We start from the raw sequence: 24,616 nt of genomic DNA on the forward strand, positions 1-24,616 counted from the left end.
TGCTGTTACGGCAAACTCGTTAGGCGTCGGCTCAGTCAGGCAGGCCTGCTTCCCGTAAGTGCCCGATCCATTTCTCCAGAATAGGCGGAGCGAACGGGCAGCGCGGCGCATAGGGTGTCAGTCTAAAATCGGGCTGGAGCAAGAGAAGGCGATCAGCCGCGCTTGCTGCCTCCCTGGAGCGGCCCGCCGCGACCAGGCTTGCGGCAAGCGTGCGTAAAGTAAAGCGGATCGAGGGATTATGCGCAACAGCACTGCGCGCCCAACCGACCGCTTGATCGTAGTCGCGATTGATGTAGTGCGCCTGAGCCAGGATGCCCTCATGCCAGAAGCGGTAGGGATCGGCGGGGGCGAGACGCTGTCCCGTCTCGCCGTGCTCGACGGCCAATGGGCCGTCGCCGGCGAAACCGCGCGCGGCGCTGCTCATCGTCCAGGCCATCGCCACGCTCGGCCCGGCCTCGATCGCCCGGTCGAGGAAGCGCTGTGCGGTGATCGCGTCGCGCAGGAAGTAGGCTTGGACATGGCCGTAGATCGCGAGCGCGAGCGGGTCGTTTCCGTCGCGCTCGATGGCCGCGCGCGCCCGATCGACCGCTGCCTGCGCATCGCCATCCGGGTCGGGCGAGCCGAGTTCGCCGACGCGGAAGACGTGCCAGAGAGCCGTGTAGGTGAAGGGCGGCGCGTAGGACGGGTCCAGCGCCATGGCCTGCTGCAGCAGCCCGCGCGCACGGGCAAAGCTGTCGGCGTCCATCTTGTAGAGCAGGTCCAGCGCCTGGAGCAGCAGGTCATAGGCGGTCATGTTCTGCGGGTGCTGACGCAAGGCACGCCGCAGCTCGCGTTCCCGGACATGGGGCGCGACGGTTCTGACAAGTTCCAGTGCGATCCGGTCCTGGAGGTCGAACAGCTCGTTGACCTGGCCGTCGTAGTGATCGGCGCTGACCACCGCCCCGTTCTCGTTGGCGATGAGCTCGGTGCTGATGCGTACGCGGCTGTGGGACAGCGAGACGGTGCCGTCCATGACGTAGCGGACGCCGAGCTTGCGCCCGACGGCGACCGGGTCGATCCGCTGCCGGCCAAATTCCAGCGTCGACCCGCGCGATATGACGAACAATTCCTTGAGGCCCGACAGCGACTGAATGATCGAGTCGACCACGCCATCGGCGATGGAGGCCTTGTTCGATCGGGCGCCGTTCATGCGGAACGGCAGGACGGCAATCGAGGCCCTTGCGTCTGTCCCGGCGTGGCTCTCGCCGATCTTGCGTACGGGAGCATGCCCCGTCTCGGGACGGAGAGCGAAGACTCGCACCGGCCGCTCGTGATTGCGCAGGAAGATCTCACCCATGTCGGAGCCTTGCGTCCTCTCCGCTGCGTCGAGCTGTTCGAAAACAGCCTCCGAAACGATGACCCCACCCTGTTCTGCGTAGGATTGCAGCCGGGCGGCGACATTGACGCCATCTCCGAAGATGTCGTCGTTCTCGAAGATGACGTCGGCAAGATGAATGCCCATCCGAAATGCGATCCGCAGGGACGCGGGCTGATCGACGGTTGCTGCCGCAAGCGCCTGCTGGAGAGACAGGGCGCAACGGGCTGCCACGGGCGCGCTATCGAACGTCGCCAGAAATCCGTCGCCCGTGTTCTTGACGATCTGTCCGTCATGCTCGCGCACGCAAGGGTCGATCAGGCCGGCGCGCAGGCTCATCAGCCGTTGATGCGTCGGTTCTTCCGCCGCCTCGCTCAGGCGCATGTAGCCGACCACGTCGGCTGAGAGAATGGCGGCCAGACGACGTTGCATCTTCGCAGAAGCTCTCACACCTGAAGCCGGCGCTGTAAGGGCCGGGATCACCACGATGGATCAAGCCTCCCCGGATGCTGGCATGAGAGCGGTGCGAGGTCCACCGCAAGCATTGCCGAACCGGTGCGTGGGTCATGAAGCGAAAACGCTGGCGGTTGTCTTCCGATGCGGAGCGATCTGTCGAGATGAGGTTCCGGGCCGGGCGGGAAGAGCGCCCATTCGACCTGTGGGAACCGCGGGCATGAGCCGCCTGCGACCTATTTCTTCGGGTCGCTGTAGAGCATGTCCATCCGAGACAGCCCGATGTCGCTCAACGTGTGTTCGTCGAGCGGGTTCGGATCGGCGTCGCGGCGCCATAGGATATGAGTCGGGATCAGCCAACGAAGCAGACCTGAGGCGGCGCGTGCCGGCGGCGGCGCCGGCGACGCTTCTGCCGTCCGGTCGCGCAGCGAAGCCTGAGCTGCTAGGCTTGAGAGTGCATGAGAAAAGTCCAGAGCGTCGTGCACAATTGAGCTCCGTTCGGTCGGGCTCTCACCGAGGTCGCGGGATGCGGTCGCGGCGGCCTGTCGCGACGGAGTTCTCTACCGTTCACGCCGCAGGTTCTGTGCGCTGAATCACATAGGCTCAGGCTGCTCCGGAAACCCGAATGTCGGGGGCGCCAGATGAACGATAGGCCTCTTCGCATTGCGAGCCTCCTGGCCGTGAACCCGTTCTTCGCGGGTTTGCTTCCGGGAACGCTGGATGAGATCGCGCTCATCTGTCGCCCTCGGCATCTGGCGGCGCGAGAGGTCCTGTTCCTGAAGGGCGATCCCGGCGACGGCCTCTATGCCATCCGCCATGGCCTGATCCGCATCGGCACGACGAATGATCTGGGGCAGCAGATGACGGTCAATCTGCTCGGAGGCGGCGACATCTTTGGTGAAATCGCTCTTCTCGATGGTCGCTCGCGAACGGCGGATGCGGTTGCCATGGAGGATACGGAGATGTTCTTTTTGCCCCGCCGGGATTTTATGAAGCTGCTTTCGACCGACCCCACGATTTCGTTGCAATTGATCGAGCTTCTTTGCGCGCGGCTGCGGGACGTCCTGCGGCGCATGGAGGAGACAACCTTCCTGCCTGCGGCGACCCGGCTGGCCCGGCGCATTCTCACGCTCGCGATCGACTACGGGGCGGAGGTGCACGCGACACAGGATGAACTGGCGTCCCTCAGCCGGATTACGCGCGAAACCGTGAACCGCCAGCTCCAGAGCTGGAAGCGGATGGGCGTTATCGAGCTTGGGCGCGAACGTCTGACGATCCTCGACATCGATGCGTTTCGCAGGCTTGCGAAGGTCGCGGCGCCCAAGCCGAGCCGCGACAGCGCCTGAGTGGTTCTACGCTCTTCCGGTGATGACGAGGGAATAGATCGCGACCGGCTGATCGTATCCTTTCAGGACACGCGCCTCCAGAGCGACAAGCGGCAGGCGCGAACCCACCGCTTGAGCCGCGGCGCGATCGCAAAGAACCTCGAAATCATCCGCGATCGAACACAAGCGCGAGGCGAGGTTCACGACATTGCCGATCGCGGTATAGTCGAGGCGGCCTTCCGAGCCGATCCGGCCGACGGTCGCCGGGCCCATTGCAAGGCCCACGCCGAATCCGAGTCGATGATCGAGGCTGTGCCGGCTTGCCAACAGCTCGTGCACGCCGAGCTGCATATCCCTCGCCATTTCCAGAGCGCCCAGTGCGGGATCGTCACAGGGCACCGGCGCATTGAACAGCACCATCGCGCCGTCGCCGGAGAAGTTCGTCAGCGTGGCGCCGTGGCTGCTGACCACCTTTTCGAGAGCGGTGTAGTATTGGCCGAGCATGCCGATGACGGTTTCGGGCTCCGCACGGGCAGAGAAGGCGGTGAATCCCCGCAGATCGCAGAAGGCGACGACCACGTCGACGCGCCGCCCGTCGAGCAGGTGATCGTCGCCGGTGCGTTCCACGAGTTCGGCCACCTGCGGGGCCAGAAAGCGCTTCAGGCGGTTGATGCGCTCCGAGCGTTCCTGCGAGACCGCCAGCTCGCTCGCCATCTCGTTGAAACGGGTCGCCAGCCGCTCGAACTCATCGCCCGTCGCAAGGTGAATCCGATGCTCGAAATGTCCTGCGCCGATGCGGCCCACGCCATCTTCCAGAAGGACGATGGGTTCGACCATGCGTTGGGTGAGCCAGTAGGCGAGCATGGCGGCGAGGCCTGCGCCGGCAATGAGCAGAGCCATGGTGCGCCACAGGGCAGCGTAGATCGGGCCGAAGGCCTCGACGACGGGTTGCTTGACGACGACGCTCCAGTCGACGCCGGATATCGGCGCCATCGCCGCGAGCACTCTGCCTCCCGTGACGTCCCGGCCGGCGATCGCTTCCCCCGGGCGGGTCAGGATGGAGGCTCGCAGGTCCCGCAATGGCTTCGCGGCGGTTTCATCGGCTCGCAGGACCAGGCTGATGTCCGGGTGAGCGATGAGGCGGCCGGGCTGGTCGAGCACGAAGGCTTCCCCCGTACGCCCGACGCGTATCGCCGAGATCACGTCCCAGATGAATTTGAGATTGACTTCGGCCATCGCGACGCCAGCGGTCGGGCGATTTCCGGCAACCGCGATGGTCATGAAGGGTTCGGAGCCGCGTTGAAACGTGACCGGGCCGAACCAGGCACGATGCGAGCGCGCTCCCGCAACGGCCGGATTCCCGGATTGGTCTTTGCCGCTCTCGACCCTGTTCAGTCCGATGCGGGACAGGAACAGCCGTTCCCGGCCGGCGGCGTCGACAAGGCTGAGACTTTCGATGGCCGGCACCTGGCGAAGCACGAGGTAGGCGTCGAGCTTGCGCTTCTCATCGGCGCTGTCGGGCCAGGGCAGCAGCACCGCCCATCCGAGCTGATCGCGGATGCCCTCGATGAAATCCTGAATTCTGGACGCGGCTCCTCGGGCCTCGGCATCGAGAACATCGCTCAGTCCGGTGCGCTGGTCGCGATAGCCGAACCATGCTTCGACGCTTCCTGCAAAAAGCAACGGCACGACGACGGCAGCGAACAGGGCAAGGAAGTACTTCCAGAACAACGATCTTCGCGGCGCCGCTGGCTGGTTGGACATCGCGTTGGCTCGCTCGGCGGCTCACCGGCCGGGGTTATTCGATCACGAAGTCGGCGCTGCTCAGAAGCGAAGGTGGGATCGACAGATGGAGGGCGTTCGCCGCCTTCAGGTTGATGAACATCTCGACCTTGGTGACGCGCTGGACCGGCAGCTCCGAAGGCTTCGCCCCCTTAAGGATACGGCCAGCATAGACCCCCGTGTGACGGTGCGACTGCTCGAAATCGCCGCCGTAGCTCATCAATCCGCCGGCTACGGGAAAGTCGCGGGATTGGGTGATCGCTGGGATGCCGTGGGCGGCGGCGAGCGCGGCGAGCTGCGGGCTGCGGTAAGCGAAATAGGGGTCGGAGGTGAAGACGAGCCCGCCAGCGCCGGCTTGAGCCGCACCGGCGAAGAGCGCGTCAAATTCCTGTTCCATACTGGCCTTGAGCAGATGCAGAGCCAATCCCAGGCTGCCCGCCGCACTGTTGAGGTTCGCCGATTGCGAGCTCGAGGTCGGGCTGGCCGGGTTGACGGCGATGGCGAAGAGCCTGGCGTTCGGGAGCAGCTCCGCCATGAACTCCAGGCGCTTGCGCGAAACTTCGACGCTGAGGCTCGAGACGCCGGTGAGGTTGCCGCCAGGACGGGACAGGCTTTCCACCAAACCGAGTGCCACGGGATCGCCGCCCAGCTCAAATACAACCGGGATCGTGGCCGTCGCCGATTTTGCCGCGAGCGCGACCTCTGCGCCGCCCGGCGCGACGATCACGTTCGCCTGGCGACCGACCAGATCTTGCGCGAGCGCCGGCAGGCGCTTGTACTCGCCTTCCGCCCATCGAAAATTGATCGTGACGTTGCGCCCTTCGACATAGCCAGCTTCGGCCAGCCCAGCGCGAAAGGCCACAAGGCGGCTGGCGTAGCGATCCGGGGTTTCCGAACCGAGATAGCCCAGCAGCGGCATTGCGGGTTGCTGAGGCCGCGCCGGGCTGGCCCACACCGCCGCCCCGCCCGCAAGAGCGAGGACGTTGCGCCGGTTGACGCGGGCACCTGCCTCGGTCGAAGCGAAGGGCAAGAAGCGCAAGGCATTCTCTCCTTCCAACATCGTCCATTCATCTGGAGTGGTGGGATACTACCCCAGTCAGGTGGCCGCGGCATAGTTGCGTTGGGTCACCCGGAGCCCGGAAGCCGGGGCCCGTCTTGCGCCTTCTCCGCGAGGGAAGAACCAGACGCGTTTCGGCGCCTGTTGCCGTGCCGCGGCGGGCGGCCGGAGGAACCGGAGGGGGCTAGCTTCCTTCGAAGACGCGCTTGCGCGCGTTTTCGAGATGGACTTGCATGGCCCGGCGAGCGGTAGCCTCGTCGCGGCTCTCAATCGCATCGAGGATGGCCTTGTGCTCGCGCTGGACGGTCAGCAGGCGCGACCGTGGCTGGATCAGCGAGAGGTTGCGGTTCAGGCTGATGCCCGTGGCGATCTGCTCGTGCAGCGCGTTGAGCGTCGTCACGAAGAAGTGGTTGCCGGTCGTCTCAGCGACGGCGCGATGGAAGGTGATGTCCTCCTCGACGCCGAGCCGTCCCTGCTCGCCGACGATCTCCAGTGCGATGAAGGCGTGGCGCAGTTTCAGGAAGCCGTCCTCGTCGCACATCTTCGCTGCCAGCGCGGCGGCTTCCCCTTCCACGGCAATCCGGAAGACGAAGCAGCGCTGGATGTCGGCGATGCTGTTGATCGGCGCAAAGCTACGCACATCGGGCGCTGGCCTGCGCAGGACATAGGAGCCCGATCCGCGCCGCGATTCGATCAGGCCGTCGTCGCGCAGCCGGCCCAGCGCTTCGCGAACGATCGGGCGGGAGACGGCCAGGCGCTCGGCGAGTTCGCTCTCGGAGGGCAGCCGAGCGGCCACGGCGAAATCCCCGGTCATGATCTGACACAGGATGTACTCGTAGACGCGGTCGCCAAGCTTGCCGGTGCTCATTGTCTTCGCCGCGGGCCATTTTTCATCGCGTCAATCGCACTCCCGCCGGGCAAGAGCCGGTATGCACTTTCAGGATGCTACTTTACAACTTATTTTACAAGTTATAGGCGTTTGGTCGAAGTGTGCTGCAACCGGCGCCGGACCGCTTTCGACTCGGGCGTCGATGCCGCGAGTGGGCGGCGCATCTCTTCGGGAATGAACTGATGTCCAAGCTCAAGCCGGAAACACGCAACAAGCTCCGCGCCGTCTCCGTCGCCACGGTCTGCACGGCCCTCTTCAAGCGCGGCTTCCGCAACCAGTTCATCCACGATGTCCGGCCGTTGAGCCAGGACACCGGCACGATGGTCGGCGAGGCCTTCACGCTTCGCTACATTCCGGCGCGCGAGGATCTGAATCCGCTCTCGGTGTTCCAGGACCGGGCGCATCCGCAGCGCAAGGCAGTTGAGGATTGTCCGCCCGATGCGGTGATGGTGATCGATAGCCGCAAGGATCCGCGTGCCGCCTCGGCGGGCGGCATCCTCGTCTCGCGGCTCATGAAGCGGGGCGTTGCCGGTGTCGTCACCGACGGCGGCTTCCGCGATTCCCCGGAGATCGCGCAGCTGCCCTTTCCAGCCTATCACAACCGGCCGGCGGCGCCGACCAACCTGACGCTGCATCAGGCTGTAGACATCAACGTGCCGATCGGCTGCGGCGATGTCGCTGTCTGGCCGGGGGACGTCGTGCTCGGCGATGGCGAGGGCGTCGTCGTCATCCCGGCTCATCTCGCCGACGAGGTGGCGGATGAGGCGGTCGAGATGACCGCCTTCGAGGATTTCGTCACCGAGGAAGTGATGAAGGGCCGCTCGATCCTTGGCCTCTATCCCGCGACGGAGGAGCAAACGAAGATCGACTTCGCCGCCTGGCGCAAGGACAGGAACCGCTGAGGACCGCTCGCCGCGGTCCGCAGCCGCCCCGGCTCAGACCGTCTCGCCGACTGCCTGGAGATAGAGGTCGAGGATAGCCTCTTCCTCCTTGCGCTCTTCGAGATCGCGCTTGCGCAGCGCCACGACCTTGCGCAGCACCTTGACGTCGTAGCCGTTGCCCTTGGCCTCGGCATAGACCTCCTTGATGTCGTCGGCGATCGTCTTCTTCTCTTCCTCGAGCCGCTCGATGCGCTCGACAATGCTCTTGAGCTGATCGCCCTGAACCGGATCGTCCATCTGATATCCTTCCGGGGTATGAAAATTCGGCGGGCAGCGTTCGCCCGGATTGGGGCAGGGCGTCAAGCCGCAAACGCCCGGCCCTCAACAGCTGTGATGCCGCAATTCCATCCGGAGATACCCCGAAGAAAAGTATGACTTAATCGCCATAAGACAGATGACGCCGGCCTTCGCGGCACCTAAGAAGGATCAAGAGAACTGCTGTGGCTAGCGGCAGCGCCGGGTGGAAATGAGCAACGTGCACAGTCCTGTGACCGAGACAGCGAAGCTGCGGGAGACGGCGCGAAAGATCTACGATGCCGCCGTTTCGCGGGCTCATCCGTCCGGATGCCTGCCGCAGCATCTTCCGCCCGCCCCGGCGACTGGCCGCCTGATCCTGCTCGCTGCCGGAAAGGCTGCGGGCAGCATGGCTGCTCTTGCCGAAGCTCACTATCTCGATGGCGGCTTTCCGCCCGAGCGTCTTCTCGGCCACGCGGTCGCCCGCCACGGCTATACGGCGCCGATGCGCCGCATTCCCATGGTGGCGGCCGGCCACCCGGTGCCCGATCAGGGCAGCATCGACAGCGCCGAACAGGCCCTGGCGCTCGCCGCTTCCGCGACGGCGGATGATCTCGTCCTCGTCCTGCTCTCCGGCGGCGGTTCAGCCAATTGGGTCGCCCCGGCAGGCAGGCTTGCGCTCGCCGAGAAGCAGGCGGTCAACAGGGCGCTGCTGCGCTCCGGCGCCCCGATCGGCGAGATGAACATCGTCCGCAAGCGCCTGTCGCGGATCAAGGGTGGCCGGCTTGCCTTGGCGGCCGCGCCTGCCAAGGTGCTGACGCTCGCAATCTCCGACGTGCCCGGCGACGAGCCGACCGCTATCGCCTCGGGGCCGACCGTCGCCGATCCCTCCACGACGGAGCAGGCCCGCGCCATCGTCGCCCGCTACGGGCTCGACCTGCCGCCCGCCGCCCGAGCCCTGCTCGACGACGCCGCCAACGAGACGCCGAAGCCCGGCCATCCTGCCTTCGCGAACAGCGAATTCCGTATCATCGCCCGTCCGGCCGACGCGCTTGCGGCCGCTCGCGCCGCCGCCGAGGCGGCGGGCTACGAGGTCCATGATCTCGGCCCGGACGTGGAAGGCGAGGCCCGCGAGGTTGCTGCGGGCCATGCGGAGCTCGCGCGGCGGCTGAAGCGCGAGGGCAGGCGTGCCGCGATCCTCTCCGGCGGCGAGCTCACCGTGACGCTGCGCGGCTCCGGCCGCGGCGGTCCCAATCAGGAATATGCCCTGGCGCTGGCGATCGCGCTGGCCGGCGAGCCCGGCATTGTCGCGCTCTCGGGCGATACCGACGGCACCGATGGCGGCGGCGGTGAGGCGAGCGACCCTGCGGGCGCGTTCATCGACCCGCAAACTTTGGTGCGCGCGGCCGAAATCGGCCTTGATCCCGCCCGATCCCTCGCCGACAACGACTCGACCGGCTTGTTCGAAGCGCTGGGCGATTTGCTGCAGCCGGGACCGACGCTCACCAATGTCAACGACTGCCGCGTAATCCTGATCGAGCCGTGAGATTTCTCCTGAACCAGCGAGTGGTCCTTCTGGCGGCCTGCTGCGCCGCCGCCTTCGTCGCAAGCGCCTTGCCGGCCAAGGCCGATTTGCGCATGTGCAACACGACCTCGAGCCGCATCGGCGTCGCGATCGGCTACCGTGACGCGCAGGGCTGGACGACTGAGGGCTGGTGGAACATCAGCCCGCGCGGCTGCGAGACGCTGTTGCGTGGCACGCTGGCGGCGCGCTTCTACTACGTCCACGCTCTCGATTACGACAAAGGCGGCGAATGGACCGGCAAATCCGTCATGTGCGTCCGCAACAAGGAATTCACGATTCGCGGCATCGAGGACTGCCTGGCTCGCGGTTATGACCGCGCCGGCTTCTTCGAAGTCGATACCGGCGAGCAGAAGAGCTGGACGATCCAACTCACCGATACAGGCGGAGCCGCATCGCCGCGCCCCTGACGGGAACACCGGAACGGGATGCTGCGGCGACAATGATTGAAGCTGGCCTTGTCGGCCGGTTGGGGAAGGCGGAGACGGGCGACCAGCGCCGCAGAGCGCGCAGGCGGCCCGGCCCGCGGATGAATTCAAGGGTGCTGACAGGCCCGGGCGGAAACGGCCCGGCCTTACGGGGACTGACAATGAAGCGCGAACGCCGGATCAAGATCATCGCCACCCTCGGACCCGCCTCCTCCAGCGAGGAGATGTGCGCCAAGCTGTTCGAGGCTGGCGTCGATGTCTTCCGCATCAATATGAGCCACACCCAGCGCGAGACGCTGGCGGAGAAGGTGGCGATGCTGCGCGGGCTGGAAACCAAGTTCCGGCGCCCGGTCGGCATCCTTGTCGATCTGCAGGGCCCCAAGCTGCGCGTCGGCCAGTTCGGCGGCGATGGCGGTGTGATGCTGGAAAAGGGAGCGATCTTCACCCTCGATTCAGACGCTGCGCCGGGTGATGCCAAGCGCGTCCAGCTGCCCCATCCCGAGATCCTGAGCGCGCTCGAGCCCGGCCACAACCTCATCCTCGATGACGGCAAGCTGCGCCTCGTCGTGGAGAGGGCCTCGCAAAAGGAGGCCGTCACGCGCGTCACGGTCGGCGGGCGCCTGTCGTCGCGCAAGGGCGTCAGCCTGCCCGACACCACCATCGCCGTCTCGGCGATGACCGAGAAGGACCGGGCCGACGCCGAGGTCGCGGCCGAGGTCGGTGTCGACTGGATCGCGCTTTCCTTCGTGCAGCGTCCCGAGGACATGGCGGAACTGCGCAAGATCGTGCGTGGCCGGGCGCTGGCGCTGGCCAAGATCGAGAAGCCTCAGGCCGTATTGCGGCTGGAGGAGATCATCGAGGCCTCGGATGCCATCATGGTCGCGCGCGGCGATTTGGGCGTCGAGATGCCGCTCGAGAAAGTGCCGGGCACGCAGAAGCGGATGATCCGCATGGCGCGGCGCAAGGGCAAGCCTGTGGTGGTCGCTACGCAGATGCTGGAGAGCATGATCACCAGCCCGGTGCCGACCCGCGCCGAGGTCTCGGACGTAGCGACCGCGGTGTTCGAGGGTGCGGACGCCGTGATGCTCTCGGCCGAGAGCGCCGCCGGCCAGTACCCGGTCGAGGCCGTGACGATGATGAACCGCATTGCCGAGGAGGTCGAAGGCGAGACGGTCTACCGCTCGATCCTGGAGGCGCAGCGCGCCGAGCCCGAGGCCACCGGCGCGGACGCGATCGCCAAGGCCGCCCACGAGATCGCCGAGACCCTGCACCTCAAGGCGGTCTGCGCCTGGACCTCATCCGGCTCCACGGCCTTCCGCATCGCCCGGGAGCGCCCGAATTCGACCGTGATCGCACTGACGCCGAACCGCGCCACGGCGCGCCGTCTCACGCTGGTCTGGGGCGTGCACGCCATCGTCACCAAGGATGCCAGCGACGCCGACGACATGGCTTTCCGCGCCTGCAAATTCGCGGTGCGCGAGCATTATGCCAAGCTCGGCGACCGGATCATCGTCGTTGCCGGCGTGCCCTTCGGCACTCCGGGTGCGACCAACATGGTCCGCATCGCCTTCATCGGCCAGGAGCATGTCGCGAAGGCCTGAGCCGCGAGGGGAGGGCAGGCTCGCCGGGCGTCAGGCGTCGCGACCGTCGACCTCGCTCTTGAGCGAGTCCACCGCCTTCTTCACCGCATCGAACTGCGGATAGAGCGCCAGTGCCTTGCGGAAGGCGATCATGGCGCCCTTGTCGTCGCCCTGCTGGCGCAGGATCATGCCCAGCCCCATCATTGCGCCGTAATGGCGCGGCTCGCGCTTCAGCGTCTCGCCGATATCGATCATCGAGCGGATCGAATCGCCGGCGAGATAGAGCGCGTTGGCGCGCTGGTTCCAGGCCTCGGCCCAGTTCGGCTGCAAGCTGATGATGCGGTCGAGCAATTCGATCGCGAGTTCCGTCTGCTTGTCCTGCAAGGCCTGCTGCGCGCGAGTCATCAAGAGATCGGCCGTATCGGAGCCGGAGCGTGCCCAGCGACGCTGGATCAGCCGGGCTACGCCCTCGGCCTCTTCCTGCGTCGCGGCGTCATGAAGGCGCTCGAACAGCCGGTCGAGTGTCGCGGCCGGGCTGCGCTGCGGGGCTGAAGGCGTAGCGGGATTATCGGCCTTGTCGGACGGCGCGACTGCGCCGGGCCGCGGCGAGCCGGTCGTTTGAGCAACGACCGCGCTCGCACCAAGGCCGCCCGCTAAGGCCAGCCCCAGGGCAAAGACGGAAGGCGAGGAAAAGCGCTTCATGTGGGGGAGTGTAGCCGCCGAGCCCCGCAGGTCAAATCACGCAGAGGCGAGCACGCAACGCAAAAAGCGGGCGCGCCGGTTGGCGCCCCGCCTTGCAAAGTCCCGTCAGGCCCTGCGCGACCAGGTCGCGCAGAAGCTCAGCCCTGACGCGCCTTGAAGCGCTTCTGGACCTTGTTGATGATGTAGACGCGGCCCTTGCGGCGCACCAGCTGGTTGTCGCGATGGCGCGCGCGGAGCGACTTCAGCGAATTGCGGATCTTCATTGTCTCAACTCCATCGACCCGTCCTCGCGAACGCGCCGGTCAAAAACCTTCAGCCTGCGACGCGGGTTCTGGCAGCATCGGCTATCCCGAAAACCGGGGTCCACTTTTCGGGCCGATGCTTGGGAGCCCTCGCCGCCCATGACCATGGTGCGACTGATACGATGCCGGCTGTATACGGATTTTTCCGCGGACCGCAAGTCCGAACACGGCTCCGGAAGCTCTCGGCCATGCAAAAGCCCGACTGTGCCTGCTTTGACGGCAGCGCGGCCGGGAATCACCCGGCCCCCTGATCCGGAGGACTTGAACATGCGCCTATCGATCCTGACCCTTTTTGCTGCCGCGCTGACGCTCGGCGCCTGCGGCAACACCGTCGAGCAGCGCATCGGCGGCGCGGCGGTCGGCGCCGGCACCGGTGCCGTCGTCGCCGGTCCGGTCGGGGCCGTGGTGGGCGGTGCGGCCGGTGCGGTCACCGGTCCTTCCGTCTCGCGTGCGGTGCGCCGGGCCTCTTACTGACAGAGCAGCGACGTCTCAGCAGCCAACTTGCCCTGCGCCCGTCCGGGTGCAGGGCAGCTGCAACTGCATCGGGCCTCGAAGTGCCCCGGTGGGATTGTCATCAAACTCTCATCTGGCGGTCGAATCCTTCCTGAATGTCCGATTCGCTGCGCCGTCTCCATGCTGCCGTCCTGGATTCGCGCCTTCGCGATCCTACGACCTCGCGCACGGCCAAGCTTTTTGCCGACGGCCTGCCCAAGATGGCCAAGAAGGTTGTGGAAGAGGCTGTCGAGCTGAGCCTGGAGGCGCTGCAGGGCAATCGCCAGGCCGCCATCCTCGAAAGCGCCGACCTGATCTACAATCTGACCGTGCTCTGGACCGCCCTCGGCATCGAGCCGGCCGACATCTGGGGAGAGCTCGATCGCCGGGAGCGCTTGTACGGCATGGCCGAGAAGCTGCCCAAGAGAGGTGACGCGCAGCGCGGGAAAGCGCCACGACGGCGCTCCGCCCCGCTTGCACCACAACCGTAACGACGCGCGATCGCGTGCTATCCACAGCCGCGAAGAATTCGACGGTCTCGGCGATTTTGAGGTTGCCAAGACGAAACGAAGCCTTTATCTCCGCCTTCATCAGGCCAGACGCGCTAGCGTCTTGATGCTCTGAGACGCGCCCGTAGCTCAGCTGGATAGAGCATCAGACTACGAATCTGAGGGTCAGAGGTTCGAATCCTTTCGGGCGCGCCATCATCACTTAGCTCTTTCCAGAGAGCGCCGTTCATAGGGCGGCTTACCACCTTCCATTTACGCATTGTTCTGCGCTTTCCGCTTGGCCGGAACGTTGATCACGTTGTCGACTTTCGCGTGGCCGTCGTCAGCGAGCCTGCGCCGTTCAGTCTGCCGGCGATAGATGGATCCGGGCAGCCTTTCCCTGCGCCTGCTCGATCTGAGCCATGATCTCGGCGTCGCTCGCGCCGGTTACCGCCAGCTCGGCGCTGCGCGCAGATGCGCCAGCTCTTCACCTTCAGGAGCGGATCTTTCGCGATCCGATCACCCTCGACCGCCGGCTCAAGTGCGTTTTCCAGCGCCAGGCGGCGATCGTTTGCGGCCTTGTAGCCGCGACTGCCCGGCCCTCCATCAGGTCTTCGACCCAGGCAGCGACAACATCGCCAAGCAGCACGTCGCCGACGTCCTCGCGGATCGTCGGCATTCCGGTCCTCCCCTCTGCTTCAAGACATGCAGCAGGGGGACCAATTCAACGGGGGTGGATCACAGCCTGCGAACGCTTCGTATCGCCTCCAAAGCGAACTGGTTTTCCGCAGGCAGTCCAACAGAGACACGCATGAACGTTTCGAAGCCAGGCTCGCGCCATGGCTTCACGATAATCCCGACCTTCAGGAGGCGTTCTGCGAGAGAAGCCGCGTTCTCGCAGCAATCGAAAAACACGAAATTGGCCTCCGATGAAGCGGGCCTGTACCCTGCATCCAGCAACGCCTGTTCCATGATCAAGCGCTGCTCCACAATCATCGCCGCAGCGTCCTTCATCCACGCCTCGTCGGCGAGGGCTGCGACCGCTGCATGTTGGGCTGCGGTGTTGACGTTGAAAGGCGTCTTGGCACGAGCGGCGAGGCCGGCAAGCCTGGGGTCGGAGAAGATCCCATAGCCGACTCTCAATCCTGCCAGCCCATAGGCTTTGGAAAAGGTGCGCAGCACGACATAGTTCACCGCTGCCTTGTCCAGCATGGCGATGCTGTCGAACGCCGCCTCCGGCGACACGAACTCGACATAGGCTTCGTCGAGCACGAGCAGGGTCTGCGGGCCGGTCACGTCAACAAGGCGCTGAAAGCGCTGTGCGTCGAGTGCGGTCCCTACCGGGTTCCAGGGCGAACTCAGGAAAACGATGCGCGGGCCGCGTGCGATTGCTCGTTCGAGCGCGTCGTAGTCGAAGTCCAGCCTGGCCGTCATCGCGATCTTATGGACACAAGCGCCGGCGGCCACCGGCTCGATCTCGTGAAGGCCGAAACTCGGCGCGACCGTGACGACCTCATCGGCGGGCCGGAGCGCCATGCGGCAGATTGCAGCGATCAGCTCCTCTGAACCGTTCCCGACCAGGATGCGGTCCGTCGCGATATCCAGGCTGGCTCCCAATGCGCCGCGCAGTGCCGTGCAAGCCGGGTCCGCGTATCGCCAGGGTTCAATCGCCGCGGCTGCGATCACATCGACGACCAGCGGTGAGCAGCCATATGGATTCTCGTTGCTGGCGAGACGGGCGATGTCCTGCCTGCCGCTCACCTGACGTGCCGCCGCGGTGCTCAGCCCGGCATTATAGGGCGAGACCCTTAGGATATTCGGATTGACCATGAAGGAATCGGGCATCTGATACGACATCCTAGGAGAGCGATGGCAGGAACGGGATCGTTGAAGCGCGCCTTTACTGCGAGTTCGCGCGTCTGTGCCCGGCCCTGAAGACCTTTCCGGGCAACTCGCGACCGACCAGGGATTGTGCCAGCCGCGCAGCTTCGCAGAGCTGATTGAGGTCGATGCCGGTGGCAATGCCGAGCTCCTCGCAGGCGAAGACGAGATCCTCGGTGCAGACATTGCCTGCAGCTCCGCGCAATCCGGCGAAGGGGCAGCCGCCGAGCCCGCCGATCGAGCCGTCGAATTCGGCGACGCCCATCTGCAGGCCGGCGATCGCATTGGCGATGCCGAGCCCGCGGGTATCGTGAAGATGCAGCTTGATCGCCAGTTCCGGCCAGCGTTCGCGAATGCCGCCCACCAGCCGCTGTACGAGCAGCGGGTTTCCCCAGCCTGTGGTGTCGGCGAGATCAAGCGCGGTCAGCCTGGCGCCGCCGTCGGCGACGATATCGCGAGCGCGGGCGATCAGGGCGATGCTCGTCTGAGCCGGGATGTCACCTTCGAAGGTGCAGCCGAATGCCGTCATGACGCCCAGTGAACAGTCGGTCACCCCAACCTCCCGATAGAGCGGCAGCCACGCGGCCATCTCGACAAAAGCCTCGTCGATCGAGCGGTTGGTGTTGCGCCTGATGAAGGTTTCGCTGGCCGTGATCGTAAGCTTGCCGTGCAAGTCGATCTGAGGTGTCGCGATCGCCTGCTCCAGGCCGCGGCGGTTCAGCCACAAGCCGCGATAGGACGTGCCGGGCCGCTTGACCAACCGCCGGAAGACCTCGCCGGTTGTGGCCATCTGCGGCACCGCCTTGGGGTTGACGAAGGAGCCGACCTCGATCTCGCTCAACCCGGCGGCGGCCAGCGCATCGATCAGCGCGAGTTTCTCGTCGACCGTTAGGATGCGGGCTTCGATTTGCAAGCCGTCGCGGGGGCCGACTTCCGTGAGGCGAACCGATTTGGGCAGCTCCGACATCGCAGCATTTATCCCCGCACAAGAGATCGCCATGACAGGCGATCCAACTTAATTCGTCACTTTCGTATAGACATATGTTTTCGCATCTGCAATATGAAGGTCGAAGATGCGAAGGGACACTATGATCCAGACTCGCCAATTTCGACCTGATGCGGCTGGTCCGCTGGTTGGCCTGCGCGTGCTCGATCTATCGCGTTTGGTTGCAGGAAACGTGCTAAGCCTGCAGCTGGCGGATTTCGGTGCCGACGTACTCAAGGTCGAAAGCACCGAGGGCGGCGATGCCCTGCGCGACTGGCTCGTCAACGGGCATCCGTTGTTCTGGAAGGTTTATTCCCGAAACAAGCGCAGCCTTGCGCTCAATCTCAGGCAGCCGGCAGCTCGCGACGCGCTTACGGCGCTGATCAAGACCGCGCATGTCTTCATCGAGAATTACCGTCCGGGCACTCTGGAGAAGATGGATCTCTCGCCGGAGCAGTTGCTGGCGATCAATCCGGCGCTGATTATCGTCCGGGTCTCGGGCTACGGCCAGGATGGCCCCTATCGCGACTATCCCGGCTACGGCACCCTGGTCGAGGGTATGTCGGGCCTTGCCGCCAGGCTCGGATTCGACGACCGGCCGCCGATCCTGCCGCCTCTGGCGACCGCCGACATCGTCACGGGCGTCTATGGTTCCTTCGCGACGATGGTTGCCGTCCGGGCTCAGGAGGCGGGTGCGCCAGGGCAGGTCGTTGATCTCAGCCTGCTCGAATCCGTCATTACTTTGCTCGGGCCGGAAGCCGAGAGCTACCGCCAGACCGGCCGTGTGCCGCCTCGCAACGGCAGCCGCTCCGAGATCACTGCGCCGCGTAACGTCTTCCGCACCGCCGACGGCCGCTGGGTGTCGCTGTCGGCGCCCATGAAGAGCATGGCGGAGCGCCTGTTCCGGGTCATCGGCCGCGAGGACATGATCGACGATCCGCGGTTTGCGACGAACTCATCGCGCCTCGCCAATGCAGATGCCTGCGAGGAGCCAATCGCCGACTTCATCGGAAAGATGAGCCTCGATGACGCGCTCTCCTTCTTCCGCGAGAAGGAGATCACCGTCGCGCCGGTCTACGAGGTCGATCAGGTTCTGGCCGACCCCCATGTCCAGCAGCGTGGCACATTGATCGAGGTTCCCGATGCCGAACTCGGCATGCTCGCCATGCACAACATCGCTCCGCGCCTCTCGGGGACGCCTGGGGCGCTGCGCATGCCGGCGCCCCAGCTCGGCGAACACACATGGGAAGCTCTTACGGAAATCGGCCTGGAGCCTGCTGCGATCGACGCAATGATCGCTTCCGGTGCGGCACGGGCAAGCTGAGCATGGCCCCCGTCTCTCCCGCCTGGCGCTCCCTGCTTTATGTCCCCGTGACGTCGCAGCGTTTCGTGGCCGGAGCCGGAGGACGCGGCGCCGATGCGGTGATTCTCGATCTGGAAGACTCTATCCCCCTCGGCGAGAAAGCCGCCGCCCGCAGCGCGCTGGCCGGCGCCATTACAGCAGTCGCCGCGCAGGGCGGTCCCGATATCCTCGTCAGGGTCAACCGTAACTGGCGGTTGCTGGTCCGGGATCTCGAGGCTGCTATCATGGCCGGCGTCAAGGCCATCGTGCTGCCGAAGGTGACATGCGCAGTCGATATCGTGGTGGTAGCCGAGATCATCGCGGAGCTGGAAGCCGAGCGCGGCCTCGCCGCCGGCGCTATTGGCATCGTTGCGCTGATCGAGGATCCAGCCGGGCTTTTCAGAGCCGAGGAGATTGCAAGAGCCCATCCGCGCGTTGTGGCTCTCAGCCTCGGGGATGAGGACTTCGCCAACGCCGCCGGGATCGAGCCGACCGCCGAGACGCTGCTCCATCCAAAGCAGCTGATCGTCTTTGCTGCGAAAGCCGCGGGGATCGCACCGCTCGGCTTCATCGGGACGCTCGCGGATTATCGGGACCTCGACGCACTGCGTCTCACGCTGGAGCGCTCGCGGCGGTTTGGATATCAGGGGGCGCCTTGCATCCACCCATCGCAGGTCCCGCTCCTGAACGCCGCCTTCTCTCCGACGGAGCAAGAGACCGAGCGAGCAAAGCGGGTTGTCGCGGCCTTCGACGCTCAGACCGCGCTTGGCGGTGGAGCCGCGGCACTCGACGGAACGATGATCGACCGGCCCGTTGTCGAACGGGCCAGACGCCTCATCGACCGGGCTGCAGCCTTGAGCAGACCGGCCTCCTCCACGTCCGGCGATCGAGCCTGACGCGACCAAGACCAATCACAAACCAAAAAAGGGGATCAGACATGACGGGATCACTTCTACGGATTAACGGCGGCCTTGGCCGCTTGCTGCTGGCGGGCTCCATGCTGGCGGCGGCTCTGACCGCCGCGCAGGCCGACACCCTTGAGCGCATCAAGTCGGAGGGCAAACTCGTCGTCGTCACCGAGATGCAGTTTCCGCCCTTCGACTTCATGGAGAACGGCCAGTACACCGGTGTGAACAAGGACCTGCTCGACGAGATCGGCAAGGAAATCGGCGTCAAGGTCGAGTATGTCGATCTGCCCTGGACGAGCATCCTGCCGGGTCTCGAAGCCAAGAGGTTCGACTTTGTCGGCGCCCCGGTCAACGCCACCAAGGAGCGGGTCAAGCGCTACGCCTTCTCGACACCCTTCGCCTATTCCGGCAACGCCTTCATCAAGAAGAAGGGCAACACTGCTGTCTCCAAGCCGGAGGATCTGGCCGGCAAGCCGGTCGGCACCATCAAGGCGAGCTCGTCGATGAAGCAGCTCGACGCCTTCTCCAAGACGCTGCCGACGCCGATCGATATCCGCGAATACAGCGACACGACTCAGGCCTTCGCGGACGTAGCATCGGGCCGTCTCGCCGCCGCCGCGACATCGACCCCCAACGTTGCGTATGCAGCTACCAAGCGTCCCGACGCGCTCGAGGTTGTGAATCCCGGTTTTGGCACGCCGACCTATTATTGCTGGGTGATGCGCCAGGGTCCCGAGGACGCCTCCCTGACCGAGGCCGTGAACAAGGCGCTCGCCAAGATGGTCTCGGACGGCCGCGTGGCAGCCATTCAAATGAAGTGGTTCGGCCGCACCGAGCAGCTTCCATCGACGTTGCCCGAGCCGGCTCTCTGACGCCTGACACGAGCGAGGTAACCGGACATGGTCGGCGTGCAAGCCGTCATTGATGCGTTCCCCTTCCTGCTCAAGGGGACAGGCGTCACGCTGACCATTTCCGTGCTCGGGATGGCGCTCGGCAGCGTCATCGGGTTGCTGATCTATCTACTGCACAGTTCACGCTCGCGACTGCTGTCGGGGTTTGCGCGGCTTTATTTGAGCTTCTTTCGGGGTGTGCCGCTCCTCGTGCAACTGCTGCTGTTCTACAATTTCCTGCCATTTGCGGGGATCAATTTGTCGGGCACGACTTCGGCCGTGCTCGCTCTGGGCCTTGTCGGGGCCGCCTATATCGCCGAAATCCTGCGCGGCTCTCTCAATGCGATTCCGGTCGGGCAATCCGAGGCGGCACACGCCTTGGGCTTCACGCCCGTCGATCTTTGGCGTTCGATCCTGTTGCCGCAGGTGCTGCGGATCTCGACGCCGGCCATGATCAATGAACTGATCCTGCTGCTCAAGGCGTCCTCGCTGATCTCCGTCGTGGGGCTGGCCGAACTGACGCGCACGAGCCAGACCTTCGCTGCCAGTACGTTCAGGCCGATGGAGTTCTACCTCGCGGCCGGAGCAATCTATCTTGTGTTGAGCGTTGCCATTTCGTCTGCCGGCCATCTGCTCGAGCGGCGCTTCGTCAGGGGCTGAGAATGGATCTCGAACTGCTCCGGACCTACGGCCCCAATTTCGTCACCGGCCTCAAGTTGACCCTGCTGTGCTGGATTCTGAGCTCGATCGGCGCGAGCGTACTCGGCCTGTTGGTGGCGCTCCTGCGGCAGATCCCATCGCGGCTGCTGCAGGTCGTGCTGCGGGGATATGTCGAGATATTCCGCGGCACGCCGCTGCTGGTGCAAATCTTCCTGATCTACGCCGGCGGTCCCTCCATAGGCCTCGTGCTCGAGCCCGTGGCAGCCGGTATCCTGGCGTTAAGCCTCCATGGCAGTGCCTATATCGCAGAGATATTCCGCGGCGCCTTGGCGGGCGTCCCGCGCGGTCATGTCGAGGCGGCGGCCAGCCTCGGGATGCATCCGGCCTGGATCATGGTGCGGATCGTGTTGCCGCAGGCGCTGGTCTCGGCGACGCCGCCTTTGGTCAACATGATTCTGATCATCTGCAAGGAAACGGCGGTCCTCTCGATCATCACGGTCGCCGAACTTACCTTTCAGATACAAAAGATGGCGGTCGAGACCTTTGCCGCCTTTGAGGCGATACTGGCCCTGGCGCTCTGCTACTGGGCCATCATCGCAATCCTTTCCACGCTCGGCCGCTTCCTTGAACGGCGCGTGACACGGCATCTTGGAGCGGCGAGAGTTTGATGAGCACACCGATGATCGAAATGTCGGGTGTATCGAAGAGCTTCGGGACGCTCGAAGTCCTGAAGGCTGTCGATCTCACCGTCGAGCGCTCCGAGGTGGTCTGCCTGATCGGTCCGAGCGGCTCGGGCAAGAGCACGCTGCTGCGCTGCATCAACATGCTCGAAAGCTATACGGCGGGCCTGATCAAGATCGACGGCCAGCCGATCGGCTTCACCGAATCGGGTGGTCGTCGGGAGCTGATGAAGGCAAGCCGCCTGCGAGCGATGCGCCAGCAGATCGGCATGGTCTTCCAGCAGTTCAATCTCTGGCCGCATATGACCGCCTTGCAGAACGTCGCTGAGCCGCTCGTGCGGGTGCGCGGGCTCACGCAGGCGGATGCAACCGGGAAGGCGCAGGCCATGCTGGCGCGCGTCGGCCTGGCAGCCAAGGCTCAGAACTATCCCTCCGCCCTGTCGGGGGGGCAGCAGCAGCGCGTCGGGATCGCACGCGCGCTGGCGATGGATCCGCAGGTCATGCTGTTCGACGAACCGACATCCGCCTTGGATCCCGAACTCGTCGGCGAAGTTTTGCAGGTCATGCGCGACCTGGCGGAAGAAGGCATGACCATGGTCGTGGTCACCCACGAGATCGGTTTCGCCGCAAAGGTGGCTGACAAGATCGCGTTCCTAGACGGTGGCCGAATTGTCCAGGTCGGCACGCCGCAACAAATTCTTCACGCAGCCAGCGAGCCGCGTATCCAGCAGTTCCTGCAGACCTATCACGAGCGCAACGACTTCTAGCACCCGTCCCCCCGAACGCATTCTCGCAAGGCTTTACCATGCCCATCGGTTTCCGGGTCCACCCGCGTGGCCCTCGTCTGTCCGCCGATAATCTCGCGCGCTTTGGCGACGTCGCCGTCGCCCATGCCAGCGATGCCATGGGGCGCATGCGCCATGGCGGCACAAGCTTGCGGCCCTACCATGCCGGTGGCCGATTGATCGGACCTGCGGTGACAGTGCTCGCGCGTCCAGGCGACAATCTGATGCTGCACAAGGCGATGAACATAGCCGAGCCCGGCGACGTCATCGTCGTCGATGCCGGCGGCGATCTGACCAACGCACTGTTCGGCGAGATCATGCTGGGATATGCGCGGCTACGGGGCTTCGGCGGCATCGTCATCAACGGGGCCATCCGTGATAGCGCCGTCATCGGCGCCGGCCCCTTCCCGGTCTACGCGGCGGGTGTGACCCATCGTGGCCCCTACAAGGACGGGCCAGGCGAGATCAATGTGCCGATCGCGATTGGCGGCATGGTTGTTGCCCCGGGCGATCTCATGCTGGGCGACGAGGACGGGCTCGTTGCCGTCCCCCACGACAGTCTGGACGAGGTCTTCGCAACGGTCACAGGTATCCGCAAGAAGGAAGCGGAGCTCCTGGCCGAGATCGCGTCGGGCGAGGTCGACCGGAGTTGGGTCGATGCGATCCTGAAGCGACAGGGCTGCGACGAGGCCTAGGGATGAGCCTCAGCGTGGGCTGAAACGCGCGACAAGATCGTACCGAGTGCCCACGAAGATCTGCCGCACGAAGGTGACGGCCTTTCCCGAGCGCCAGGTCCGGCGCTCGACGCACAGACAAGCCTCGCCAGGCTGGATCGACAGCGCCTCTGCCTGGCTCTCATCGGCATTTAGCGCTGAGATTCGGTGCTCTGCCTCTGTCCAGGGCACATGCTCGAGCATCCACGAGCCAGGCGGAACGGTTTCGAAAGACACATGCTCCGCCTCGGGCACCATCTCCACGGAGATCAGCCGTTCCTCATAAACAAGCGGATTTGCATCGGCGAGATGGCGACAGCTCAGTTCGATCAACGGCGTCCCGAGCGCAAAAGCCGTCCGATCCGTGTCGCGCTTCGCTGCCTTTCGCCGCTTGCGCGAGATCAACTCATAGCTGTAGGTCGCCCCGCGCGAACGGATCTCGGCTGCAAGGTCAGGAATTTGCAGGATCGCCGAGTGCATCCGCGGCTTAGCTACGAAGGACCCGGCCCGACGCCGACGTTCGATCAGCCCTGCGCTCGCAAGGGCCGTCATGGCACGGTTCACCGTCATTCGGGCACACCCATACTGGGCCATCAGCTCGTGCTCGTAGGGCAACCTGTGACCGGGCGGCCATTCCCCGGACAGGATTTTCGCCTCGAGATCGGCATGGATGCGCTGGCCGAGCGTACCCACTTCCGCAGCCGCCTCGGCGATATCACTCCCGGATCGGATCTGGGAACGCGCCTGAGCATCTTCGCCGATCGCCGCCTGACTGCTCAAAGCTCACTGTCTCCCTCAAACGTATCGCCCGAGCGACCTCCGCTCCTCGAAGTATCCATATTCGTATAGACATAAAATGCCCACGACGATAGATTTTCGTTTTACTCTATCAACAACTTGCCAGCTCATAGCGACCGTTGATGCTCCAGACTCCCAGACTTGCTTTCTTCGAACGCTGGACAGACGACTCAGCCGCAGACGCCGTGTTCTCTCAACATCCATCCGTTGAACTCGAACGCTTGCGATATGACGATGCAGAAGAGGTGAACCGAGCCTCCTTGGCGAGCGCGCATGGGTATCAGATTTCCTCGCGCGTAGAACTCCGAGAACCTTGGTTCGCCGATGCGAGCTTGCTGGCTCGATGCCCGAACCTGCTGGCCGTCAGCTCGACAGGCGCGGGCTATGATGTGATCGATGTCGAAGCCTGCACGGCGGCCGGCGTCCTCGTCTGCAACCAAACGGGCACGAATGCGCGTGCGGTTGCAGAGCATGCCCTCGGCCTGATGCTGGCGCTGTCGAAACGGATCACAGCCGGCGACCGGCTCGTACGGTCCAGGCCAAATGCCGACCGCTTCGGCTTGCTGGGGAACAATCTAGAGAACAAGACCGTCGGGATCGTCGGTTTGGGCCAGATTGGCAGAATTACCGCCAGCATCTGCCGTTACGGCTTCAATATGCAGGTACTCGCCTACGACCCGAACTTGCCAGATAATGAGATCGTCGCTCGCGGTGCGGTGCCGGCGTCACGCGACCAGATCTTCGCCAAATCGGATTTCATCTCGGTGCACTGCCCGCGCACGTCGGCCACGCTGGGAAGTATCGGCACGCGCGAATTCGAGATGATGAAACCGACCGCGTTCTTCATCAACACGGCGCGCGGCGGTATCCATCGCGAAGACGATCTGGTTCGGGCGCTTTCAGCCGGCAAACTTGCTGGGGCGGGTCTCGATGTTTTTCTCGATGAGCCTCCACCGCCATCGCACCCGTTGATGCAGTTCGACAACGTGATCGCAAATCCGCACATCGCCGCCATGACGCAGGAATCGAATTGGACCATGGCTCATGCGGCAGCGCAGCAATGGATCGATATCTTCACAGGGAAGGTTCCGCCCCGTCTGGTTAACCCCGAGGCGCTGCCGCGCTTCCGCGATCGGTTTCAGCGATTATCGGGCGGATCGCCGGGCGATGATGCCTCAAACGACGCTCTGAACCGCCCCGGTTTCCTCGGATGAATTGATGGGGTGGATGCCCCCTCCGGCGGGCATCGTAAGGTGCCTGCGAGCGTCATCAAGGCGCGTTGGAAGGAGGAGCCCATGTCCGACGTCCATGTTCTGGCGATCGATCTCGCCAAGCGAAGCTTCCAGGTCTGCGCGACGGCTCGAG

At 64.7% G+C, this 24,616-nt stretch carries 27 protein-coding genes and 1 tRNA gene; 16 read left to right on the forward strand and 12 right to left on the reverse strand.

What is annotated here, in order from left to right:
• Nucleotides 1-31: 31 nt before the first annotated feature.
• Both AC1DIN_RS10560 and AC1DIN_RS10565 read right to left on the reverse strand, forming a co-directional pair.
• Nucleotides 32-1,786, reverse strand: coding sequence for an adenylate/guanylate cyclase domain-containing protein (locus AC1DIN_RS10560; RefSeq protein WP_476809722.1), 1,755 nt, complete (start codon nucleotides 1,784-1,786; stop codon nucleotides 32-34).
• A 257-nt stretch (nucleotides 1,787-2,043) separates the two neighbouring features.
• Nucleotides 2,044-2,292: a hypothetical protein gene (locus AC1DIN_RS10565; RefSeq protein ID WP_476809723.1), complete on the reverse strand. Its 249-nt coding sequence runs from the start codon at nucleotides 2,290-2,292 to the stop codon at nucleotides 2,044-2,046.
• A 195-nt stretch (nucleotides 2,293-2,487) separates the two neighbouring features.
• Here AC1DIN_RS10565 and AC1DIN_RS10570 point away from each other — a divergent pair, with 195 nt between their 5' ends.
• Nucleotides 2,488-3,153, forward strand: coding sequence for a Crp/Fnr family transcriptional regulator (locus AC1DIN_RS10570; RefSeq protein ID WP_476809724.1), 666 nt, complete (start codon nucleotides 2,488-2,490; stop codon nucleotides 3,151-3,153).
• Nucleotides 3,154-3,159: 6 nt separating this feature from the next.
• On the opposite strand, the gene AC1DIN_RS10575 is transcribed toward AC1DIN_RS10570, so the two are convergent.
• The 3 genes from AC1DIN_RS10575 to AC1DIN_RS10585 all read right to left on the reverse strand — a co-directional run bounded on the left by AC1DIN_RS10575 (nucleotide 3,160) and on the right by AC1DIN_RS10585 (nucleotide 6,839).
• On the reverse strand, nucleotides 3,160-4,896 hold the full coding sequence (locus AC1DIN_RS10575; protein ID WP_476809725.1) for a cache domain-containing protein: 1,737 nt from the start codon (nucleotides 4,894-4,896) through the stop codon (nucleotides 3,160-3,162).
• Nucleotides 4,897-4,930: 34 nt separating this feature from the next.
• Entirely contained in the window at nucleotides 4,931-5,953 is a 1,023-nt protein-coding gene (locus AC1DIN_RS10580; RefSeq protein WP_476809726.1) for an ABC transporter substrate-binding protein, read from the reverse strand.
• 202 nt (nucleotides 5,954-6,155) lie between these two features.
• On the reverse strand, nucleotides 6,156-6,839 hold the full coding sequence (locus AC1DIN_RS10585) for a FadR/GntR family transcriptional regulator (protein ID WP_476809727.1): 684 nt from the start codon (nucleotides 6,837-6,839) through the stop codon (nucleotides 6,156-6,158).
• A gap of 203 nt (nucleotides 6,840-7,042) precedes the next feature.
• Between AC1DIN_RS10585 and AC1DIN_RS10590 the strand changes: the two genes are divergently transcribed.
• Nucleotides 7,043-7,762 (forward strand): ribonuclease activity regulator RraA, encoded by a 720-nt coding sequence (locus AC1DIN_RS10590; RefSeq protein ID WP_476809728.1) that lies wholly within the window; start codon nucleotides 7,043-7,045, stop codon nucleotides 7,760-7,762.
• 33 nt (nucleotides 7,763-7,795) lie between these two features.
• Here AC1DIN_RS10590 and AC1DIN_RS10595 read toward each other — a convergent pair whose 3' ends face one another.
• The gene (locus tag AC1DIN_RS10595; RefSeq protein ID WP_038363023.1) at nucleotides 7,796-8,038 is read right to left on the reverse strand and encodes a DUF2312 domain-containing protein; all 243 of its coding nucleotides are present in this window, start codon (nucleotides 8,036-8,038) and stop codon (nucleotides 7,796-7,798) included.
• A 229-nt stretch (nucleotides 8,039-8,267) separates the two neighbouring features.
• Between AC1DIN_RS10595 and AC1DIN_RS10600 the strand changes: the two genes are divergently transcribed.
• From AC1DIN_RS10600 to pyk, 3 genes are all read left to right on the forward strand, one after another.
• Nucleotides 8,268-9,581 carry a glycerate kinase type-2 family protein gene (locus tag AC1DIN_RS10600; RefSeq protein ID WP_476809729.1) on the forward strand — a complete coding sequence of 438 codons (1,314 nt, stop codon included), beginning with the start codon at nucleotides 8,268-8,270 and terminating at the stop codon, nucleotides 9,579-9,581.
• A complete protein-coding gene (locus AC1DIN_RS10605; protein ID WP_476809730.1) occupies nucleotides 9,578-10,027 on the forward strand; it encodes a DUF1036 domain-containing protein in 450 nt (149 codons plus the stop codon). The genes AC1DIN_RS10600 and AC1DIN_RS10605 overlap by 4 nt, the downstream gene beginning before the upstream one ends.
• A 179-nt stretch (nucleotides 10,028-10,206) precedes the next feature.
• Complete coding sequence (gene pyk / locus AC1DIN_RS10610; RefSeq protein WP_476809731.1) at nucleotides 10,207-11,646, forward strand: pyruvate kinase; 1,440 nt, start codon at nucleotides 10,207-10,209, stop codon at nucleotides 11,644-11,646.
• Nucleotides 11,647-11,676: 30 nt separating this feature from the next.
• On the opposite strand, the gene AC1DIN_RS10615 is transcribed toward pyk, so the two are convergent.
• A complete protein-coding gene (locus tag AC1DIN_RS10615) occupies nucleotides 11,677-12,327 on the reverse strand; it encodes a tetratricopeptide repeat protein (RefSeq protein WP_476809732.1) in 651 nt (216 codons plus the stop codon).
• A gap of 137 nt (nucleotides 12,328-12,464) precedes the next feature.
• Entirely contained in the window at nucleotides 12,465-12,590 is a 126-nt protein-coding gene (gene ykgO, locus AC1DIN_RS10620) for a type B 50S ribosomal protein L36 (protein ID WP_038363015.1), read from the reverse strand.
• Nucleotides 12,591-12,896: 306 nt separating this feature from the next.
• Between ykgO and AC1DIN_RS10625 the strand changes: the two genes are divergently transcribed.
• The 3 genes from AC1DIN_RS10625 (at nucleotide 12,897) to AC1DIN_RS10635 (ending at nucleotide 13,825) form a co-directional block, all read left to right on the forward strand.
• A complete protein-coding gene (locus AC1DIN_RS10625) occupies nucleotides 12,897-13,103 on the forward strand; it encodes a hypothetical protein (RefSeq protein ID WP_441469111.1) in 207 nt (68 codons plus the stop codon).
• 134 nt (nucleotides 13,104-13,237) lie between these two features.
• Nucleotides 13,238-13,612 carry a phosphoribosyl-ATP diphosphatase gene (gene hisE / locus AC1DIN_RS10630; RefSeq protein ID WP_476809733.1) on the forward strand — a complete coding sequence of 125 codons (375 nt, stop codon included), beginning with the start codon at nucleotides 13,238-13,240 and terminating at the stop codon, nucleotides 13,610-13,612.
• 136 nt (nucleotides 13,613-13,748) lie between these two features.
• Nucleotides 13,749-13,825: transfer RNA gene (locus AC1DIN_RS10635), tRNA-Arg, on the forward strand.
• A gap of 277 nt (nucleotides 13,826-14,102) precedes the next feature.
• On the opposite strand, the gene AC1DIN_RS10640 is transcribed toward AC1DIN_RS10635, so the two are convergent.
• From AC1DIN_RS10640 to AC1DIN_RS10650, 3 genes are read right to left on the reverse strand one after another with little or no spacing between them, the layout of a single operon-like run.
• The gene (locus AC1DIN_RS10640; RefSeq protein WP_441469109.1) at nucleotides 14,103-14,288 is read right to left on the reverse strand and encodes a hypothetical protein; all 186 of its coding nucleotides are present in this window, start codon (nucleotides 14,286-14,288) and stop codon (nucleotides 14,103-14,105) included.
• Nucleotides 14,289-14,347: 59 nt separating this feature from the next.
• A complete protein-coding gene (locus tag AC1DIN_RS10645) occupies nucleotides 14,348-15,454 on the reverse strand; it encodes an aminotransferase class I/II-fold pyridoxal phosphate-dependent enzyme (protein ID WP_476809734.1) in 1,107 nt (368 codons plus the stop codon).
• Nucleotides 15,455-15,509: 55 nt separating this feature from the next.
• Complete coding sequence (locus AC1DIN_RS10650; protein WP_476809735.1) at nucleotides 15,510-16,457, reverse strand: hydroxymethylglutaryl-CoA lyase; 948 nt, start codon at nucleotides 16,455-16,457, stop codon at nucleotides 15,510-15,512.
• A gap of 121 nt (nucleotides 16,458-16,578) precedes the next feature.
• Here AC1DIN_RS10650 and AC1DIN_RS10655 point away from each other — a divergent pair, with 121 nt between their 5' ends.
• Genes AC1DIN_RS10655 through AC1DIN_RS10685 form a run of 7 tightly spaced genes read left to right on the forward strand, consistent with a single transcriptional unit; the run spans nucleotide 16,579 to nucleotide 22,435 of the window.
• On the forward strand, nucleotides 16,579-17,799 hold the full coding sequence (locus AC1DIN_RS10655) for a CaiB/BaiF CoA transferase family protein (protein ID WP_476809736.1): 1,221 nt from the start codon (nucleotides 16,579-16,581) through the stop codon (nucleotides 17,797-17,799).
• A gap of 2 nt (nucleotides 17,800-17,801) precedes the next feature.
• Nucleotides 17,802-18,713, forward strand: coding sequence for an HpcH/HpaI aldolase/citrate lyase family protein (locus AC1DIN_RS10660; RefSeq protein ID WP_476809737.1), 912 nt, complete (start codon nucleotides 17,802-17,804; stop codon nucleotides 18,711-18,713).
• 41 nt (nucleotides 18,714-18,754) lie between these two features.
• Nucleotides 18,755-19,597, forward strand: a complete 843-nt coding sequence (locus tag AC1DIN_RS10665; RefSeq protein WP_441469104.1) for a transporter substrate-binding domain-containing protein — start codon at nucleotides 18,755-18,757, stop codon at nucleotides 19,595-19,597.
• A gap of 27 nt (nucleotides 19,598-19,624) precedes the next feature.
• Nucleotides 19,625-20,275 (forward strand): amino acid ABC transporter permease, encoded by a 651-nt coding sequence (locus tag AC1DIN_RS10670; RefSeq protein WP_476809738.1) that lies wholly within the window; start codon nucleotides 19,625-19,627, stop codon nucleotides 20,273-20,275.
• A gap of 2 nt (nucleotides 20,276-20,277) precedes the next feature.
• Nucleotides 20,278-20,943 (forward strand): amino acid ABC transporter permease, encoded by a 666-nt coding sequence (locus AC1DIN_RS10675; protein ID WP_476809739.1) that lies wholly within the window; start codon nucleotides 20,278-20,280, stop codon nucleotides 20,941-20,943.
• Complete coding sequence (locus AC1DIN_RS10680; RefSeq protein WP_441469101.1) at nucleotides 20,943-21,722, forward strand: amino acid ABC transporter ATP-binding protein; 780 nt, start codon at nucleotides 20,943-20,945, stop codon at nucleotides 21,720-21,722. The genes AC1DIN_RS10675 and AC1DIN_RS10680 overlap by 1 nt, the downstream gene beginning before the upstream one ends.
• Before the next feature lie 38 nt (nucleotides 21,723-21,760).
• On the forward strand, nucleotides 21,761-22,435 hold the full coding sequence (locus tag AC1DIN_RS10685; protein ID WP_441469100.1) for an RraA family protein: 675 nt from the start codon (nucleotides 21,761-21,763) through the stop codon (nucleotides 22,433-22,435).
• Nucleotides 22,436-22,444: 9 nt separating this feature from the next.
• On the opposite strand, the gene hutC is transcribed toward AC1DIN_RS10685, so the two are convergent.
• The gene (hutC, locus tag AC1DIN_RS10690) at nucleotides 22,445-23,185 is read right to left on the reverse strand and encodes a histidine utilization repressor (RefSeq protein WP_476765277.1); all 741 of its coding nucleotides are present in this window, start codon (nucleotides 23,183-23,185) and stop codon (nucleotides 22,445-22,447) included.
• A 188-nt stretch (nucleotides 23,186-23,373) separates the two neighbouring features.
• Between hutC and AC1DIN_RS10695 the strand changes: the two genes are divergently transcribed.
• Nucleotides 23,374-24,465, forward strand: coding sequence for a hydroxyacid dehydrogenase (locus tag AC1DIN_RS10695; protein WP_476809740.1), 1,092 nt, complete (start codon nucleotides 23,374-23,376; stop codon nucleotides 24,463-24,465).
• Nucleotides 24,466-24,616 lie beyond the last annotated feature (151 nt).

The sequence above is a fragment of the Allobosea sp. 05T438 genome, from assembly GCF_056396025.1.